Source organism: Desulfotomaculum sp., from assembly GCF_982386235.1.
In genome coordinates, this window is sequence record NZ_CEVWQM010000006.1 from 71,177 (window position 1) to 85,992 (window position 14,816).

Consider the following 14,816-nt stretch of genomic DNA (forward strand, 5'->3'; position numbering starts at 1 on the left):
AAATAATATGGTGGGACAGCGTTTTTATGACTATTAAATTTATTTGTTTAGAAAAATTCCCTTCTGGCATAGTGATCAACGGAAATTCCTCTACGGGATAACCAATCATAGGTATTCCCACTGATAATGAGAGGAACTTTTTGTAAATCTGTAATGGTACGAGCCCCCAGCATCAGCATGATGCGATGGATATCCATGATTAGGCTTGATAAATATAAATTTAGTTCATAAAAGGAACTCTCTACTAATACCTTTAAGAAGGGGCGTGCCATTCCTACCAAAGAACAACCCATGGCTAAAGCCTTTACAATATCTAGCCCATGCCTTATCCCGCCAGAAGCGATGAGTCTTAAATCACCCTGTACTAAAGATAGTCCTTCCAAAGAGCTGATGGCTGTGGGAATGCCCCAGCTATAGCCGGCACCTTTACCCGATCGGGCCTCTTCTATGGCCATAAAATCGGTTCCCCCAGAGCCACCCACATCAATATGTTTTACACCGGCCTGGCTAATGCGGCTGATACTTTCACGGCTCATGCCAAAGCCCACTTCTTTCACGATAACCGGAACCTCCAGATCACGATTAAGCATCCGGATGTTTTCAAGAATGCCCTTAAACTTCCGATCTCCTTCGGACATCGCCAATTCCTGGGGTACATTTAAATGTAACTGAAGGCCATCGGCTTGAATCATCTTAATGGCTGCCCTGGCTTCCTCCAGCGTACAATCTGCCCCTAAATTGGCCAGCACCACACCCTGGGGGTTCATTTCCCGGACTACTGAGAAACTATACCGGGTAGAGATATCCTCCAGGGCCGCCCTTTGGGAGCCAACAGCCAGGGCCACCCCTGCCAGCGACGCGACCTTTGCTAAATCACCATTAATACCTTCTAATTCCCGATGTCCCCCTGTCATCGCATTGATTAGTAGAGGAACAGCTAACTTTTTTCCCAAAAACGTACAACCAGCATCAATATCCTCCCAATTTAACTGGGGTAAAGAATTATGTACCAGCGTTATATCATTAAAACCATTGGCACCCTCGATGGTTCCCTGCTTTAAAGAAAACTCGATATGTTCCAGTTTTCGGTTTAACCTCAATTCTCTGCCTCCTCCTAGCTTTTTGCCTTTAGCCATCCTATCAAGTTTTCATTCTTTGCCGATGGCATAAACGTCTTTTAGTCCCTGTTATTTGTTGTTGACTAAAGGCAAACAGCTACTATATATTTCCCCTAGCTGCATCCATTACCTGCTATGCTTTTTATTATTTGACAAGTTTCTCTCTTTTTAGCTAAAATGTACACATTCATTCTAATCTTTGGAGGAACCTATGGACAACGCAACCCATCTGCTTACCAGCCTTGGGGTAGCTGCCCTTGGGCAAAATATTCCCTTAATAAAAGAAGAAGATACTCGAAAAGCCGTATTCTGGGCAGCAGTGGCTGGTTCCCAAATACCGGATTTAGATGTGATCTATCGTTTAAAAAGCGAACTGGCTTATCTGGAAGTCCATCGTGGCTTTTCCCACTCTTTTCCATCATTAATCGTTATCCCGGTGTTGGTTACCGTGATCTTGGGCTTATTTTTTCCCCGTTTGTCGAAGCCTTTGGTGCTGGTGGTGACCTTTGCTTCTACCCTTTTACATATCTTATTGGATCTTCTCACCAGTTATGGTACCCAATTCCTCTGGCCTCTGTCCGATAAGCGGTTGGGTTGGGATATTCTGATGATTATTGACCCCTTTATTCTATTCGTTTGTGCCGCAGCCCTCATAGTTGGTAAAAAATCCAAAATATCACCGATAAAAATTTTTTCTACCATGTTTGGTATCATTGGATTATATATTTTGCTGCGTACGGGCATTCATCACAAGGCATTCATCATGGTCGATAATAAATATGAGGCAGAAAAATACCGGTTGGTCAGTGTACTCCCAGGATTTGGACTTAGCCAATGGGATTACATCCTTGACCCCTATGATAAAAGAAAGCCCATTATCGTAGGGTATGTCAATGTTCGAGAAGGAAAGGTCATTGAAAAACACCAATTTCTAACGGCCACAGGTCCCGTGGTTGATGCTGCGGCTAAAGTCCCTGTGGGACGTGTCTTTACCAAGTTTGCCCGTCATCCCCTGGCAATCGTAAAGGAGACGAAAACCGGTTATCTTGTCACATGGACCGATTTGCGCTACCGTTACCAAAACCATCACCCCTTTACAGCCTCTGTCCAATTGAATAAGGATTTAAAGCTGCTGAACAGCGGCCTGGGCAGAAAATTTACCTATGAAGAGTAGTGTTCCGTGTAAAAAAGTGTCGCTTCCCTACTAACAAGTAGTTGAGCGACACTATCTTTTGGCTAGGCTTGGAGGGCAACAACCTTTTTGGCCCGGGCCCTGTCACTTTTGTCTAATAGCTTTTTACGGATTCTTAGACTCTTAGGGGTAACTTCCAATAACTCATCATCATTTAAATACTCCAATGCCTCTTCCAAACTCATAATTCTTGCTTCTTCCAACTTTACGGTGGCTTCAGCGGTACTGGCGCGGTGGTTGGTTAATTGCTTTTTCTTACAAATATTTACTTCGATATCCTGCTCCCTTACATGTTCACCCACTACCATCCCTTCATAAACCTTGGTACCAGGCACAACAAAGAGGGTCCCCCTATCTTGAACAGAATTCAAGCCATAAAAAGTAGTATCACCCGTCTCAAAGGCAATAAGCACACCTTGATAGCGGCGGCGGATTTCTCCTTTGAAGGGTTCATAACCATGGTAAGTATGGTTGATCACGGCCAGGCCCCTGGTTTCAGATAAAATCTGGGAGCGGAAACCGATTAAACCACGGGCCGGTACCTTAAACTCCAAACGCAGTTGGCCAGGGCCATTGGGTCCCATATTAATCATTTCACCCTTACGGTTACCCAAATTTTCCATAACCGGTCCCATTTTATCCTCAGGAATGTCCACTAATAACATTTCCATTGGTTCCAACAGTTCTCCGTTTTCACCGCGTTTATAAATAACCTCTGGCTTAGAAACCTGCAATTCATAACCTTCCCGCCGCATCGTTTCAATTAAAATGGAAAGGTGCAGTTCACCACGACCAGCTACCTTCCAGGCATCCGGGGAATCTGTATCCAGAACCCTTAGGCTCACGTTTTTTTCCATTTCCTTGTGGAGCCGGGCCCGCAGCTTACGAGAGGTGATATGCTCACCTTCCTGACCAGCAAAGGGACTATCATTAACCATGAAGGTCATCTCTAAAGTTGGTTCATCCACCTTTATTGGCGGTATCGCCACTGGGTTATCCTTGTCTGCAATTGTCTCACCGATTTTAATATCTTCCAGGCCAGAGACTACCACTATTTCCCCACAGGCAGCTTCCGGTACTTCTACCCGCTCTAGACCTTCAAAGGTATAGACACGGCCAATGCGTTGGTTTCTAATGTTACCATCATGATCAATTACTGCAACATTTTGGCCATTCGAAATACTTCCCTGATTTATTCTGCCAATGGCAATACGACCTACATAGGTGTCATATTCCGTATTGTTAACCAGTATCTGTAGGGGTGCTTCAGGTTCTCCCTGGGGAGCTGGAAAATGATTGATAATCGTTTCAAACAATGGTTTTAAATCCGTTCCCGGTTGATCAAGATTCATTGTTGCTTTGCCCTCCCGGGCAATGGCATAAACAACCGGAAAATCAAGTTGTTCATCATTGGCACCCAGTTCAAAGAACAGTTCATAGATCTCATCCACAACTTCGTTAATTCTAGCATCTGCCCGGTCAATTTTATTGATTACCACCACTGGCACTAAGTTCAGTTCCAGTGCTTTGCGTAGTACAAACCGAGTTTGAGGCAGGGGTCCTTCCGAAGCGTCTACCAATAAAAGCACGCCATCTACCATTTTTAATACCCGTTCCACCTCACCGCCAAAATCTGAGTGGCCGGGGGTATCCACAATATTAATTTTATAGCCTTGATAGCGTACCGAGGTGTTTTTGGCCAGGATCGTGATGCCCCGTTCCTTTTCCAGGTCATTCGAATCCATGACCCTTTCCTGGACCACTTGGTTTGTACGGAAAATCCCACTTTGTTTTAACATCCCATCAACCATCGTGGTTTTACCATGGTCTACGTGGGCAATGATAGCAATATTCCTGATTTCCTGTATATTCATAAATGCCTCCTCAAAGGGTCTACGTAATAATTTTTCCCAAGATTAAATTATATAACACCTTCGTCCAATTGAATATGTAAATTTTTTACTTTATCCACACTTTCGGCAATAAAATTTTAAATCTCAGACTTTCTGAATCGTATCGAAAAAGATAAGCAGCCCTTTGGCTGCTTTAGTCGTTGTTTTTATATTATTAGCGGAACCTGTTCTGGTATTGAAAATTATTACTTTGTCTGCGTTCCCATGGTCGACACATTTCAATCGATATGCCTTGTTTATTATCTTCTTCATAAAGCAAGCGGTACACTTTGTTACCGAGGGTTGAAATCCCTAAATACACAGCACCCAGCAGAGGAAAAATAACTTTTTTCATAAAGTCACACACTCCCAATAATTATCCTCTACATCTTTCGTCACGTAATTCCAAAATCCTTCAAAGAAACCTTGTTTTTGGAAATTTAATTGTCAATTTGCAACGAGACACTCGATTGGTATTCATCCCCTTGATCTTGCCTAATGGCTAGCTCGTCCACACTTTGATTATCCCAGTTAAGCTTAATTTCCAGAGGCAAAGAGGCTTTGCTGATGTCTATCTTACCCTGACGCATCCAGTCATCATTGATCCTTACAAAAACAAGCTCCATCCGATTATTCCTAAATAACTTGATTCGGGACTCTCCAACAATCTTGTAAAAAAGGGTAAACTCCTTGATCTCCTTATTAAAAAAATCTTCCTCCGTTATGCTAAAAGTCAATTGACCTCGGGTTTCCATATCATCTGTAATGATGCTGGCTAAATCCACATCCTCTCCCCCTTATCTTATTTAGATACTACCACAGCCCTTTCTATATTCCTTAATGGTTAGTTGAACATTGGGGTTATTGAGTATGGTACGTAAAATTGAGACAATGTCATAGGGTTCATTGGCCACGGTTTGCTCAGCATACTGCAGGGCGGCCCCTTCATTATCAAAACTAGAAATCTCATCCACCTGACCGTTTAACAGCTTTACTACAGAATAAACATTTACATTCATTAACCTTCTACCTCCTGCTTAGTAATTTCATAGTCCGGACAGTCCTTTAAATATTCTTGAAAAGAATTAATCGCCATCTCTATCCCATCAGCAAAACCACTATTGTACTCATTGGCAGACATTCCCTTAATATAGTGAAGATAAATAATCGTGTTTTTTTCCCATTGCTTTAACTGCTCCTGCAAAGAAGCCAAGGATCATGCCCCCTTTTATCATTTTATCATTATCTCAAAGTTTATTGTTTCTATTTGAATAGCGATTATCCTTCAATATTATTAACATTGACACAAGATGAAATAGCAGATAGATTAGTTAAAGGGGTGAAAAAATGAGCTGGTTAATTACTCTGCTATTAAACAGTGCAGCATTGCTGGTGGCCGATTATTTGATCGACAGCATTCGGATTGTTGGTTTTACTTCTGCTGTACTGGCAGCTATCCTATTGGGTTTTGTAAATACTTTTATTCGTCCGGTTCTAGTAATTCTAACACTACCAATTAGTTTTTTTACTTTGGGTTTCTTTATTTTAGTGGTCAACGCCATCACCTTTAGCCTGGCTGCCTGGTTTGTGCCTGGTTTCCATATTAGTAGTTTTGGTGGTGCATTTATGGGAGCTATTATCACTTCGATCACCAGTTGGGCACTAAATGCAATCTTCAACAATCGTTAAATTACATAAACCACTCTAAATTGAAACCAATTTCAATATGATTTCTAAATGGCAAACCTGCCTGATCCTATATTTAATGACAAAAATTATCTCGTATTTAAAAACCCTCTTTGACCATAATAAAGATAGACCCAGAAAAACACAAAATAATTTACTTCAAGGAGGCGTTTTTAATGACAAGTCGTAACAGCAACGAACCTGTACTACCTGGTGCTTCCAGTGCTCTGGATCAAATGAAGTATGAAATCGCCAGTGAATTAGGTCTTTCCAACTATCAGCAAATCGACAAAGGTTCCCTACCCAGCCGTGTTAACGGTTATGTTGGCGGTAACATGACTAAGAAAATGGTCGCTTTCGCTGAGCAAGCTCTGCGCAGTGGTAACGTTGCCCAAGTTGTAAACTCTGCTCCCCTCGACAAACCCCAACAATAACACGGCAGGGAAACCGGCATAAGGCCGACAACAAAGGTGCCGGTTGGTCCCTCACCGCAACGGGAGAGCTTATAAACTCTCCCGTTGTTTATTATGGGTAAATTTATCTAGGTTCATTAAAGGAAAAATATTGAAAACTTGCATCAACCGTAATCTTTTCTATTGCCAGCCATGGTCCCTCTTCATACCTTAACGGATGGCTATTATTCCGTATCCGATTTCTCAATTTTTACCTTATCCTTTTCTATACCCTCACCATCCGCCGAACCATTCACCGTTGCCCCTTGGACAACCTTCTGTTTCCTCATCACCACTACTACCAAAATGACTATAACCGCCGCAACAGATATACCAAACAATACCCACCCAGAGACGGATTTATCCTTCCCTTCACGGATGGCCTTCGTACTATCTGCCACAAAATTTTGAACATAGGGATGACCTGGGCAAAGGGCGGCTACTTCCTGGAACTTTTTAAGGGATTTTTTATAATAACCCTTATCGTACAAATCCATTGCTTCCTTATAAGTCTTAGCGACTAAACTTTCACTGGGTTTTACATTGCCACGATCCAGGAATTCCTTAACGACTGATATGGGAACTACAAAATTCATTCCCGCTATTTTTTGTTCAGTGGCCATGTCCACCGAGCCAAAGACAGCCAATCCAATAACTTCTCCCTTATCATTAAAAACCGGTCCACCAGAATTACCCTGGGTTATATCGGCATTGGTTTGGAAAACAGACCAACCGCCTTCCATTGCCTTTTGGGCACTAATAATTCCCTCTGTTAAGCTGGGCTGAGCTTGGCTGGATTCAGATAGTAACGGATGAAAAGTGGCTGCACCTGGATATCCCATGATATATATTTTGTTCCCAATGGTCAAAAGGTTGGACTCACCGACGGACACGGTGGGCAAACTGTTTTGCCCTGCCATTTTTAAAACTGCCACATCTTTATTGGGAACAACTCCCCCTGCCTGAATTACCTCTGCCTTGATGCCCTTTTGAAGCAGGGGTGCACCTGGTACCTGAACCCCCATACCGATATTAACAGTCTTATTTAGATTTAGCACCTTCATATTTTCCACATAATAGGTGATCACCATGTTGGTAATTGCTTGTAACACATAATCCCGTGTGTCAGATGGGATATGGACAGCACCTTCCCCAACCTCCACCATAAAGCTATTAACCGATTCTTCTAGGATCGGTCTACTTAGATACTGTTTCAATAACTCCTCATCCGGTGCCACAACATGAGCATTGGTTACCACATAACCATCCGAAGTTATAATAAAGCCGCTCCCCACAGCCCGGTAACCATTCTGAATAACTTTTTTTTGATCACTTTTTTGCAAGAACTCCAAAGGTTTGGTTCTTATTTCATCCGCCAGGGCTTTCCACATAGCCGACTCATCCGCAGGAATAATTCCCTGCATAACCTGCTCAATAATGTTATTTAGTGTATCGTTTAGTTTATTTTCATCTAAATAGGGGTAGACAACCTCCACATTGGCTTCAAAGGTTGTCTGAACCATAACCACAGCAGGTTCCACCCTTTTGGCCATCTTAGTCCTATTGTTGGCATCACTGGCCAAGCAAAAACCTGCACTGGATAATATCAATAATACCACCAACAAGGTTACCAAATATTTTTTGGCAAGCAACTCTACCCTTCACCTCTTTCCTGTCAATGACCAAGAACCAGGCCTAAATCCCCCCTTTACCCAACTTACAATTTAATAAATAGCTATACAAAGAATTTATGCTGCCTAATGATAAATAGTTAAATTACTTTAGGGGATCCAGTTTGTAAATTTTCCCAATGGTGGTTTATAAATGAACTTATACAATAAATCTGTGATTGAATTGATTGGTTGATTAATTTATAATTTAGTTGTGTCCAAGTTAAATAGCAATGGATTAAACAATGTACCAACTAAGGGGGGATTACGATGTACATGGTATCTATTAATCAAGACAACTGTATTGGTTGTGCCGATTGCATTGATGCCTGTCCTGCAGGACTTTTAGGCTTAGAAGACGGTAAATGCGAAATTATTGGTGATGCAGCTGAGTGCATGGGTTGCGAAACCTGCACGGGTATCTGCCCCAACGAATGCTTCTCCATTATGGAACTATAATTTAGAAAAGCTTGGCTTGCGCCATACCCTAAAGGGGACGTCTGAGACGTCCCCTGATTTCTATTTCGAAGTTCCGATGACAATAAATACAGCACCCAGCAGAATCATAACAAGTTTGCTAAGAGGTACCTTTCCTGCCAAACCTGTCACACCCACTAGATTTATTAAGAGTAAAATCAACGGATTGGTTATAGACAGCACAGCATTAATTCTCAGTCCCGCCTCGACAGTAGGGAATTTAAACATTAAATAAACTGCAATAAGGGAAATAATAGCTAAGGAAAGTCTTAAATAAACCATAATTTTTGCGGCAATTCCAGCTTCCACTTTTTAACCTCCGGAAATTATAGTTTCTTCCATTATTGTGCTTCCGAATGAGGAAAAAAATGTCCTGAAAATTGCTTGCATTTAGAGTAGCTGTTAGTGATAGGGGAGTCTGTTCTAAATACCAATAATAATCACAGAATAAAGGAGCGATATATATGGGGAAATTTTTTCCAAAGATATATTTTTTTCTCCAGGCAATGCTAAACCCGGCTGTCCCTAAACGTTATAAGTACGAAACCTTCATTTGTTTCCTTTACTTTATTAGCCCCATCGATTTTGTGCCTGACTTTATACCTTTAACGGGTAAAGTCGATGATATTGTGATCATGTTCTGGGGTGTGAAACGTATTTTTGATATTGTTAAAGCCCATAGACAGTTTATTAAATATAAAAACACTCCGTAAATTCAACGGAGTGACTTTGTCTACATCAAAAATTTTATGGAATATACAATGAAGCAAATAACAATGAAAATACTAAGATACTGAATCACTTTACTGCGGTTATCGTTGTCTCTCTTTCTTTTGCCCCTTTCCTTCTTTAGTTGTTTCAGGGCAGGGTCTACATAGTTAAGTTTTTTTAGTTTTGGTTTTGTGCGAGGTGTGAATGGGATAACCTTCCCCTTTGCCTTTTCTCTCTGCACCATAAAACACCCTTCTCCCTATTTCACTAATCAAGTTTTATTCAATGTCTTCTTTACCAATGGCATATCCCAAACTGAAAATATCCCTTAATAAATTATGAATTAATATCTCCGCCCATTGCACAACCTTAGGATTTGGCTTGCTTTTATAAATTCGGGCCAGTTCATTGGATACCTCCGTAATCATTTCCCGGGTGTCATACTTCTCTTCAAATTCCTTAGAAGTGAAAATTTCTGCCCCTTCTTCAATGGATTGGTTAAACTGCTTTTCCAAACCACTAAAGTAGCTGACAATTTCATTTAATTCACCCAAAACTCCCTGTAGAGCTGTTTCCATACAATAATCGAAAAATTGTTTTTGCTCTGACTCAGCTAGCTCATTAAAAAGTTTTTTTCCTTCTTTATAATAGTAAACCTGGCAATTTGCCACATTGCCCTTTTCAAAACCTGTACCATCAAAGAATTCCCTAATGCGTTTTTGTCCCAAGGAACTGACGGAACGATTCTTTTCCAGGGTTGCTATAATTTCTGGGGGACCCAGTTCACATTTTATACGTAAAACCTTAACGTCCTTAATATAGAAAATATAGTATTCGCCGTATCTTTTACTTTTGATCTCTTCTGGGATAATCACCAATCCCCCCTCGCCTGCAAGATAAGTCCTTTAATATGTACTATATATGTACTATAAGTAAAATTCACTGTTAATGCCAAAAAATCCTTCCAGCAACACTAAAATCTCGGAGGTTAAGACCCCCAAGATTACTATTATTTACTAAATATGAAATTTCTAATACAATTGCTAATCGGATTAAACATGGATTAAACAAAATATTCCTTTATTGCTATTAAAAATATTCTCTCAAAGCATTATTATTAACTATTAGCATAATATATTATAACTAAAGAAAAAGCAAAATCGTCTGAAATATTTAAAATATTTATATTTTTCTTTCTATAAAAATATGTGATTTATCCTTTTGTGATTTTTTATAAATAGAATCTTTTAGAAAAGAAGGATTTCGGGGTTTTTTGCCAAACTTATCTTTAAGGACGTATATGTCCGTTTTTAGAAATTAGCATCCGGCTAGCAATGTGCTTAGTAATTATATTACGAGCGAACTTGGTAGCTTACTTGCTAATTAAGAGTAGTCTTAAGCAAAGGGGGAAAACCGATGCAGAACCAACAAGAGGTTCAAGAAAAGCAAAAGCAGTTCACCAGAAGGGGCTTCCTCAAGATGATGGGGGGAATTGGTCTCACCGGCATTACTGCAACTGTTGCCGGTTGTAGTACAGATCCCGCCGGGGGTAAGGGGTGGTTACCACAGCAGTATCAGGTTGCCAGCACCTTTTCCACTCAGGTAAAGGGACGTATTCCGATCGATCCCACCAACCCTTCCATTACAAGGGATGATAGAAAATGTATCCTTTGTGGTCAGTGTGTAGAGGTTTGTCAGAGAGTTCAAACAGTTTTTGGTTACTATGAACTTCCCATCAAAAATGACATCACTTGTGTAAACTGCGGTCAGTGCACCCTATGGTGTCCCACTGCAGCAATTACCGAGCGGGATGACATTGACAAAGTTGTAGCAGCCCTGGAAAACAAGGATATCCACGTAGTTGTGCAGACTGCCCCGGCAACCAGAGTGGGCTTAGGAGAAGAGTTTGGTATGGCACCTGGCACCTTTGTCGAGGGCAAACAGGTTAGTGCCTTAAAGAAGCTCGGTTTTAATGCTGTTTTTGATACCAACTTTTCGGCAGATTTAACGATTTTTGAAGAAGGAACGGAATTAATCAAAAGAATCTCCGGCGATATTCACGAACCCCTGCCCCAGTTTACCTCCTGCAGCCCTGGTTGGGTAAAGTTCTGTGAATATTATTACCCCGATCTTTTACCTCATATGTCAACTTGTAAATCACCGCAGCAAATGCTGGGTGCCTTAATTAAGACCTATTATGCTAAAGAAAAGGGTATTCAGCCTGAGAAGATTTTTTCTGTGTCGATCATGCCTTGTACCGCCAAAAAATTTGAGTCAGCACGTCCGGAAATGAACAGTGCCGGAAAACATGCTGGCAAGCCAGAATTAAGGGATGTGGATGTTGTTCTGACCACCCGTGAGCTGGCCCGCTTGATCAAGTCCAAAGGTATTGATCTAAACTCCTTAGGGGATGAAAAATACGACACCCTCATGGGTGAGAGTACCGGTGCAGGCCTAATCTTTGGTGCCACCGGTGGGGTTATGGAAGCTGCCATTCGCTCCGCCTATTTCTTAATTACCAAACAAGACCCCCCAGAAGCCTTGCTAAACCTAACACCAATCCGTGGTTTGCAAGGCTGCAAAGAGGCCTCTGTAGATATTCCCGGTGTGGGAACAATTAAAGTCGCAGTTGTGCATGGACTAAGCAATGCCAGACCAATTTTGGAAGCTGTCCGCAAGAAAGAAGCTCCCTGGCAATTTATTGAGTTTATGTGTTGTCCTGGCGGTTGTATCAGTGGTGGTGGTCAGCCTCGCACTTCTTTACCACCCTCTGATGATGTTCGGCAAGCCCGTATCAACAGCCTTTATAACGCTGATGCCCATATTTATGCCAAACGAAAGAGCTATGAAAACCAAGAAGTACTGGCTCTTTATGAAAAATTCATGGATAACCCCAACAGTCACCTGGCCCATGAATTACTGCATACCCACTATACCGACCGTGGTAAACAACTAACTGTAAAAAGAAACAATGCGTAATCACATATTTTGGGAGGTGAATAACCGTGTCAAAAGGCGTATTGGTTGACCTGACTAAATGTGTCGGCTGCGGCAGTTGCACCGTTGCCTGTAAACTATGGAATAAGAACGACTGGGATGAAAACCCCTCTATCGGACCCACTGCGAAACTGACCGATAAAAACTGGACCGTGGTTCAATTTAAAGAGGTAAAAGATAAGCAGGGAGAGCCAGTCTGGCGTTTTATCAAGCAACAATGTTTTCACTGTAAGGAGCCTGCCTGTGTTTCTGCTTGTTTTGCCAAGGCATTTCAAAAGACAAAGGAAGGTCCAGTAATTTACTACCCTCACCTTTGTGTTGGTTGTCGTTACTGTATGGTAGCTTGCCCCTTTAACGTACCTAAGTACGAATGGGAAAAACCCTTTCCGCTAGTCACAAAATGTATGATGTGTGACACCAAGGTGCAAAAGGGAGAAGCACCTGCCTGTGTATCCGTTTGTCCCGCCGACGTTTTCAAATTCGGCGATAGGGAAGCCTTACTAAAAGAAGCCAAAGCCACTATTAGCAAAGATCCTAAGTATGTAAAACATATCTATGGCGAAGAGGAAGTTGGCGGCACCGAATGGATGTACCTTTCCGACGTGCCCTTTGAACAGTTGGGCTTTAAAACAAACCTAACCAAGCGTTCACTGCCCAGCTACACCGAAGCCTATATGCATGCCACTCCCTTTGTGGGTGTTGCCTGGGGTGTTATTCTAACAGGCTTATACCACTATACAAAGAGACGTAATCAGATTGCAAAGGATAAAGACAAAAATATCAAGGCATAAACTACTTCTGAGAACTGGGGGGATATATATGGCGTCTCACGCCCAAGCCCAAAGGTGGAGTTTTAAGATAACTCCCACACGCATATTGCTCATGCTGTTATCTGCTATTGCCGTTGGCGTAATAGTATTTCGTTTGGTAACCGGTCTTGGTATGGTTACAAACCTAACCGACGAATGGCCCTGGGGGCTCTGGATCGGCTTTGACGTTCTCTGCGGTGTTGCTTTGGCCGGTGGTGGTTATGGTACTGCTCTTATTGTACACGTTCTACACAAGGATTATTTCCATCCCATCGCTCGCAGCGCAATGTTGACCTCATTAATCGGTTATTTGTTGGTAATGGCTGGTCTGTTCCTGGATATCGGCCAATGGTTTAACTTTTGGCGTCCATTTGTATCCTGGGGTCATTCCTCTGTACTGTTTGAGGTTTTCTGGTGTGTCTCCTGTTACACGACGGTGCAAATCTTAGAATTTGGTGAAATTGCCACCGAGCGCATCGGAACAAAGTATCACGATATCTTCAAAAAGGCCCTGCCTGTATTAATGATTGTTGGTATTATTTTCCCCACCCTACACCAATCTTCGTTGGGTGGTTTGTACTTGCTTATGGTTGATAAGCTTTATCCCTTATGGTGGTCCCCCATAATCTTCCTGTTTTTCTTGCTGTCCTCTTTCTTTGTTGGACCGGCAATGATTTGCGTGGAAACCACCCTAGCAGGAAGAGCTTACGATCACTGGATTCCTATTCCCATTCTACGCAAGCTAATCAGGATCTCAGGCAGTGTTATGATTTTCTACCTGGTCCTGAAAATATACGACTTAATTAGTCGCGGTGTATTTGGCCTCGTGTTCTCTGGCACCTTTGAAGCTAATATGTTCTTAATTGAAATAATCTTTGGCATCATCGTGCCCATTGTTATTTGCTTTAGCGGCTTTAGTGCCACTCGCAATGGTCTTTTTACCTTTGGCTTACTGGTAAGCTGTGGCGTCGTGCTAAACCGTATGAACGTTGTAGTAATCGGTATGATGAGTTCAACCGGCGTTTCCTATATTCCTTCTATCTGGGAATTCATTGTGAGTGCCGGTTTAGTTGCCATGGGTGTACTGGCCTACTGTTTCATTGTAGAAAACTTCAAAATACTTGATCATAATCACGGTCATACAGCCTAATATCTATGTTGGGAAAAAGGGCAAAGGACTCGTTGAGACCTTGGCCCTTTTTAATAAAACTTTTGCGCCTGTATTGTTTTTCTCTGTAACCCGACACAAGTTCGGGTTCTTTTTTTATTGCCTTCTTGCCTAACAAATGCAAAATTCATGCCGCTTACAAAAGGCCTAAAAACGAACCAATATGGGTAGATATTCACACTATTTGTGCTATTTAGAATCATCCCATAGGATTTCTTTGTACCAAAAGATAACATTGTTACGAAACAGAACATGTTGGCCTGCCTTGGATAACCTCTGCTAAATGAATATATCCCAATAATCAAGAAATAAAATTACAGATGCTTGACAGTATCGTATTTCGATGTTATACTAAACAAGTTGTCGCGGGATAGAGCAGTTGGTAGCTCGTCGGGCTCATAACCCGAAGGTCGAGGGTTCAAGTCCCTCTCCCGCAACCATGAAACCCGCATCCTACAGGGGATTGCGGGTTTCTTCCTGTCCAAAACCCCGTTTGCAACCACCTCTTGTCCGGAGAGCCTGTCTCCGATTTTTTATTGTCGGAAATAAGCCCTCTCCGAGTCTGAGGAAGCACGGCTTATCCGACAAATCCGCATCTGTGATGCAGAAAGACCGCAGGGCGATTAGTGCAATGATGGACGCTC

The 14,816-nt window shown here is 42.0% G+C and carries 18 protein-coding genes and 1 tRNA gene; 9 read left to right on the forward strand and 10 right to left on the reverse strand.

Annotated elements, in window-relative coordinates:
• Positions 1 to 47 precede the first annotated feature (47 nt).
• Complete coding sequence (gene fni / locus AC1U9Z_RS05305; RefSeq protein WP_479956129.1) at positions 48 to 1,100, reverse strand: type 2 isopentenyl-diphosphate Delta-isomerase; 1,053 nt, start codon at positions 1,098 to 1,100, stop codon at positions 48 to 50.
• Between the two features lie 229 nt (positions 1,101 to 1,329).
• Between fni and AC1U9Z_RS05310 the strand changes: the two genes are divergently transcribed.
• Positions 1,330 to 2,292, forward strand: coding sequence for a metal-dependent hydrolase (locus tag AC1U9Z_RS05310; RefSeq protein ID WP_333529089.1), 963 nt, complete (start codon positions 1,330 to 1,332; stop codon positions 2,290 to 2,292).
• 62 nt (positions 2,293 to 2,354) lie between these two features.
• On the opposite strand, the gene typA is transcribed toward AC1U9Z_RS05310, so the two are convergent.
• The 5 genes from typA to AC1U9Z_RS05335 form a co-directional block, all read right to left on the reverse strand.
• On the reverse strand, positions 2,355 to 4,184 hold the full coding sequence (typA, locus tag AC1U9Z_RS05315; protein ID WP_479956131.1) for a translational GTPase TypA: 1,830 nt from the start codon (positions 4,182 to 4,184) through the stop codon (positions 2,355 to 2,357).
• A 193-nt stretch (positions 4,185 to 4,377) separates the two neighbouring features.
• Positions 4,378 to 4,557: a hypothetical protein gene (locus tag AC1U9Z_RS05320; RefSeq protein ID WP_333529087.1), complete on the reverse strand. Its 180-nt coding sequence runs from the start codon at positions 4,555 to 4,557 to the stop codon at positions 4,378 to 4,380.
• A gap of 85 nt (positions 4,558 to 4,642) precedes the next feature.
• The gene (locus tag AC1U9Z_RS05325) at positions 4,643 to 4,987 is read right to left on the reverse strand and encodes a hypothetical protein (protein WP_479956133.1); all 345 of its coding nucleotides are present in this window, start codon (positions 4,985 to 4,987) and stop codon (positions 4,643 to 4,645) included.
• A gap of 21 nt (positions 4,988 to 5,008) precedes the next feature.
• Positions 5,009 to 5,221, reverse strand: coding sequence for a hypothetical protein (locus AC1U9Z_RS05330; RefSeq protein ID WP_333529085.1), 213 nt, complete (start codon positions 5,219 to 5,221; stop codon positions 5,009 to 5,011).
• Complete coding sequence (locus tag AC1U9Z_RS05335) at positions 5,221 to 5,415, reverse strand: cap-binding protein (RefSeq protein ID WP_333529084.1); 195 nt, start codon at positions 5,413 to 5,415, stop codon at positions 5,221 to 5,223. The genes AC1U9Z_RS05330 and AC1U9Z_RS05335 overlap by 1 nt, the downstream gene beginning before the upstream one ends.
• Before the next feature lie 134 nt (positions 5,416 to 5,549).
• Between AC1U9Z_RS05335 and AC1U9Z_RS05340 the strand changes: the two genes are divergently transcribed.
• The gene (locus AC1U9Z_RS05340; RefSeq protein ID WP_333529083.1) at positions 5,550 to 5,891 is read left to right on the forward strand and encodes a phage holin family protein; all 342 of its coding nucleotides are present in this window, start codon (positions 5,550 to 5,552) and stop codon (positions 5,889 to 5,891) included.
• Positions 5,892 to 6,064: 173 nt separating this feature from the next.
• Complete coding sequence (locus tag AC1U9Z_RS05345; RefSeq protein ID WP_333529082.1) at positions 6,065 to 6,322, forward strand: alpha/beta-type small acid-soluble spore protein; 258 nt, start codon at positions 6,065 to 6,067, stop codon at positions 6,320 to 6,322.
• Between the two features lie 203 nt (positions 6,323 to 6,525).
• Here AC1U9Z_RS05345 and AC1U9Z_RS05350 read toward each other — a convergent pair whose 3' ends face one another.
• On the reverse strand, positions 6,526 to 7,992 hold the full coding sequence (locus AC1U9Z_RS05350) for a S1C family serine protease (RefSeq protein ID WP_479956135.1): 1,467 nt from the start codon (positions 7,990 to 7,992) through the stop codon (positions 6,526 to 6,528).
• A 288-nt stretch (positions 7,993 to 8,280) separates the two neighbouring features.
• Between AC1U9Z_RS05350 and AC1U9Z_RS05355 the strand changes: the two genes are divergently transcribed.
• Positions 8,281 to 8,469 carry an indolepyruvate ferredoxin oxidoreductase subunit alpha gene (locus AC1U9Z_RS05355; RefSeq protein ID WP_333529080.1) on the forward strand — a complete coding sequence of 63 codons (189 nt, stop codon included), beginning with the start codon at positions 8,281 to 8,283 and terminating at the stop codon, positions 8,467 to 8,469.
• 60 nt (positions 8,470 to 8,529) lie between these two features.
• Here the strand turns inward: AC1U9Z_RS05355 and AC1U9Z_RS05360 are convergent, their stop codons facing one another.
• Positions 8,530 to 8,796: a DUF2619 domain-containing protein gene (locus AC1U9Z_RS05360; protein ID WP_333529079.1), complete on the reverse strand. Its 267-nt coding sequence runs from the start codon at positions 8,794 to 8,796 to the stop codon at positions 8,530 to 8,532.
• Between the two features lie 155 nt (positions 8,797 to 8,951).
• Here AC1U9Z_RS05360 and AC1U9Z_RS05365 point away from each other — a divergent pair, with 155 nt between their 5' ends.
• Positions 8,952 to 9,200: a YkvA family protein gene (locus tag AC1U9Z_RS05365; protein WP_333529078.1), complete on the forward strand. Its 249-nt coding sequence runs from the start codon at positions 8,952 to 8,954 to the stop codon at positions 9,198 to 9,200.
• 20 nt (positions 9,201 to 9,220) lie between these two features.
• On the opposite strand, the gene AC1U9Z_RS05370 is transcribed toward AC1U9Z_RS05365, so the two are convergent.
• Positions 9,221 to 9,442 carry a hypothetical protein gene (locus AC1U9Z_RS05370; RefSeq protein WP_333529077.1) on the reverse strand — a complete coding sequence of 74 codons (222 nt, stop codon included), beginning with the start codon at positions 9,440 to 9,442 and terminating at the stop codon, positions 9,221 to 9,223.
• A gap of 34 nt (positions 9,443 to 9,476) precedes the next feature.
• Positions 9,477 to 10,073: a hypothetical protein gene (locus AC1U9Z_RS05375; protein WP_333529076.1), complete on the reverse strand. Its 597-nt coding sequence runs from the start codon at positions 10,071 to 10,073 to the stop codon at positions 9,477 to 9,479.
• A gap of 541 nt (positions 10,074 to 10,614) precedes the next feature.
• On the opposite strand from AC1U9Z_RS05375, the gene AC1U9Z_RS05380 reads away from it, so the two are divergent.
• The 4 genes from AC1U9Z_RS05380 to AC1U9Z_RS05395 all read left to right on the forward strand — a co-directional run bounded on the left by AC1U9Z_RS05380 (position 10,615) and on the right by AC1U9Z_RS05395 (position 14,612).
• The gene (locus AC1U9Z_RS05380; RefSeq protein ID WP_333529075.1) at positions 10,615 to 12,177 is read left to right on the forward strand and encodes a [FeFe] hydrogenase, group A; all 1,563 of its coding nucleotides are present in this window, start codon (positions 10,615 to 10,617) and stop codon (positions 12,175 to 12,177) included.
• 26 nt (positions 12,178 to 12,203) lie between these two features.
• On the forward strand, positions 12,204 to 12,986 hold the full coding sequence (locus tag AC1U9Z_RS05385; RefSeq protein ID WP_333529074.1) for a 4Fe-4S dicluster domain-containing protein: 783 nt from the start codon (positions 12,204 to 12,206) through the stop codon (positions 12,984 to 12,986).
• 28 nt (positions 12,987 to 13,014) lie between these two features.
• The gene (gene nrfD / locus AC1U9Z_RS05390; protein WP_479956138.1) at positions 13,015 to 14,154 is read left to right on the forward strand and encodes an NrfD/PsrC family molybdoenzyme membrane anchor subunit; all 1,140 of its coding nucleotides are present in this window, start codon (positions 13,015 to 13,017) and stop codon (positions 14,152 to 14,154) included.
• 382 nt (positions 14,155 to 14,536) lie between these two features.
• Positions 14,537 to 14,612, forward strand: a tRNA-Met gene (locus tag AC1U9Z_RS05395).
• Positions 14,613 to 14,816: the final 204 nt, after the last annotated feature.

Coding starts and splice junctions, on each gene's coding strand:
- AC1U9Z_RS05310 (WP_333529089.1), top strand. CDS start 1,330: ATGGACAACGCAACCCATCTGCTTACCAGCCTTGGGGTAGCTGCCCTT.
- typA (WP_479956131.1), bottom strand. CDS start 4,184: ATGAATATACAGGAAATCAGGAATATTGCTATCATTGCCCACGTAGAC.
- AC1U9Z_RS05320 (WP_333529087.1), bottom strand. CDS start 4,557: ATGAAAAAAGTTATTTTTCCTCTGCTGGGTGCTGTGTATTTAGGGATT.
- AC1U9Z_RS05330 (WP_333529085.1), bottom strand. CDS start 5,221: ATGAATGTAAATGTTTATTCTGTAGTAAAGCTGTTAAACGGTCAGGTG.
- AC1U9Z_RS05340 (WP_333529083.1), top strand. CDS start 5,550: ATGAGCTGGTTAATTACTCTGCTATTAAACAGTGCAGCATTGCTGGTG.
- AC1U9Z_RS05345 (WP_333529082.1), top strand. CDS start 6,065: ATGACAAGTCGTAACAGCAACGAACCTGTACTACCTGGTGCTTCCAGT.
- AC1U9Z_RS05355 (WP_333529080.1), top strand. CDS start 8,281: ATGTACATGGTATCTATTAATCAAGACAACTGTATTGGTTGTGCCGAT.
- AC1U9Z_RS05365 (WP_333529078.1), top strand. CDS start 8,952: ATGGGGAAATTTTTTCCAAAGATATATTTTTTTCTCCAGGCAATGCTA.
- AC1U9Z_RS05370 (WP_333529077.1), bottom strand. CDS start 9,442: ATGGTGCAGAGAGAAAAGGCAAAGGGGAAGGTTATCCCATTCACACCT.
- AC1U9Z_RS05380 (WP_333529075.1), top strand. CDS start 10,615: ATGCAGAACCAACAAGAGGTTCAAGAAAAGCAAAAGCAGTTCACCAGA.
- nrfD (WP_479956138.1), top strand. CDS start 13,015: ATGGCGTCTCACGCCCAAGCCCAAAGGTGGAGTTTTAAGATAACTCCC.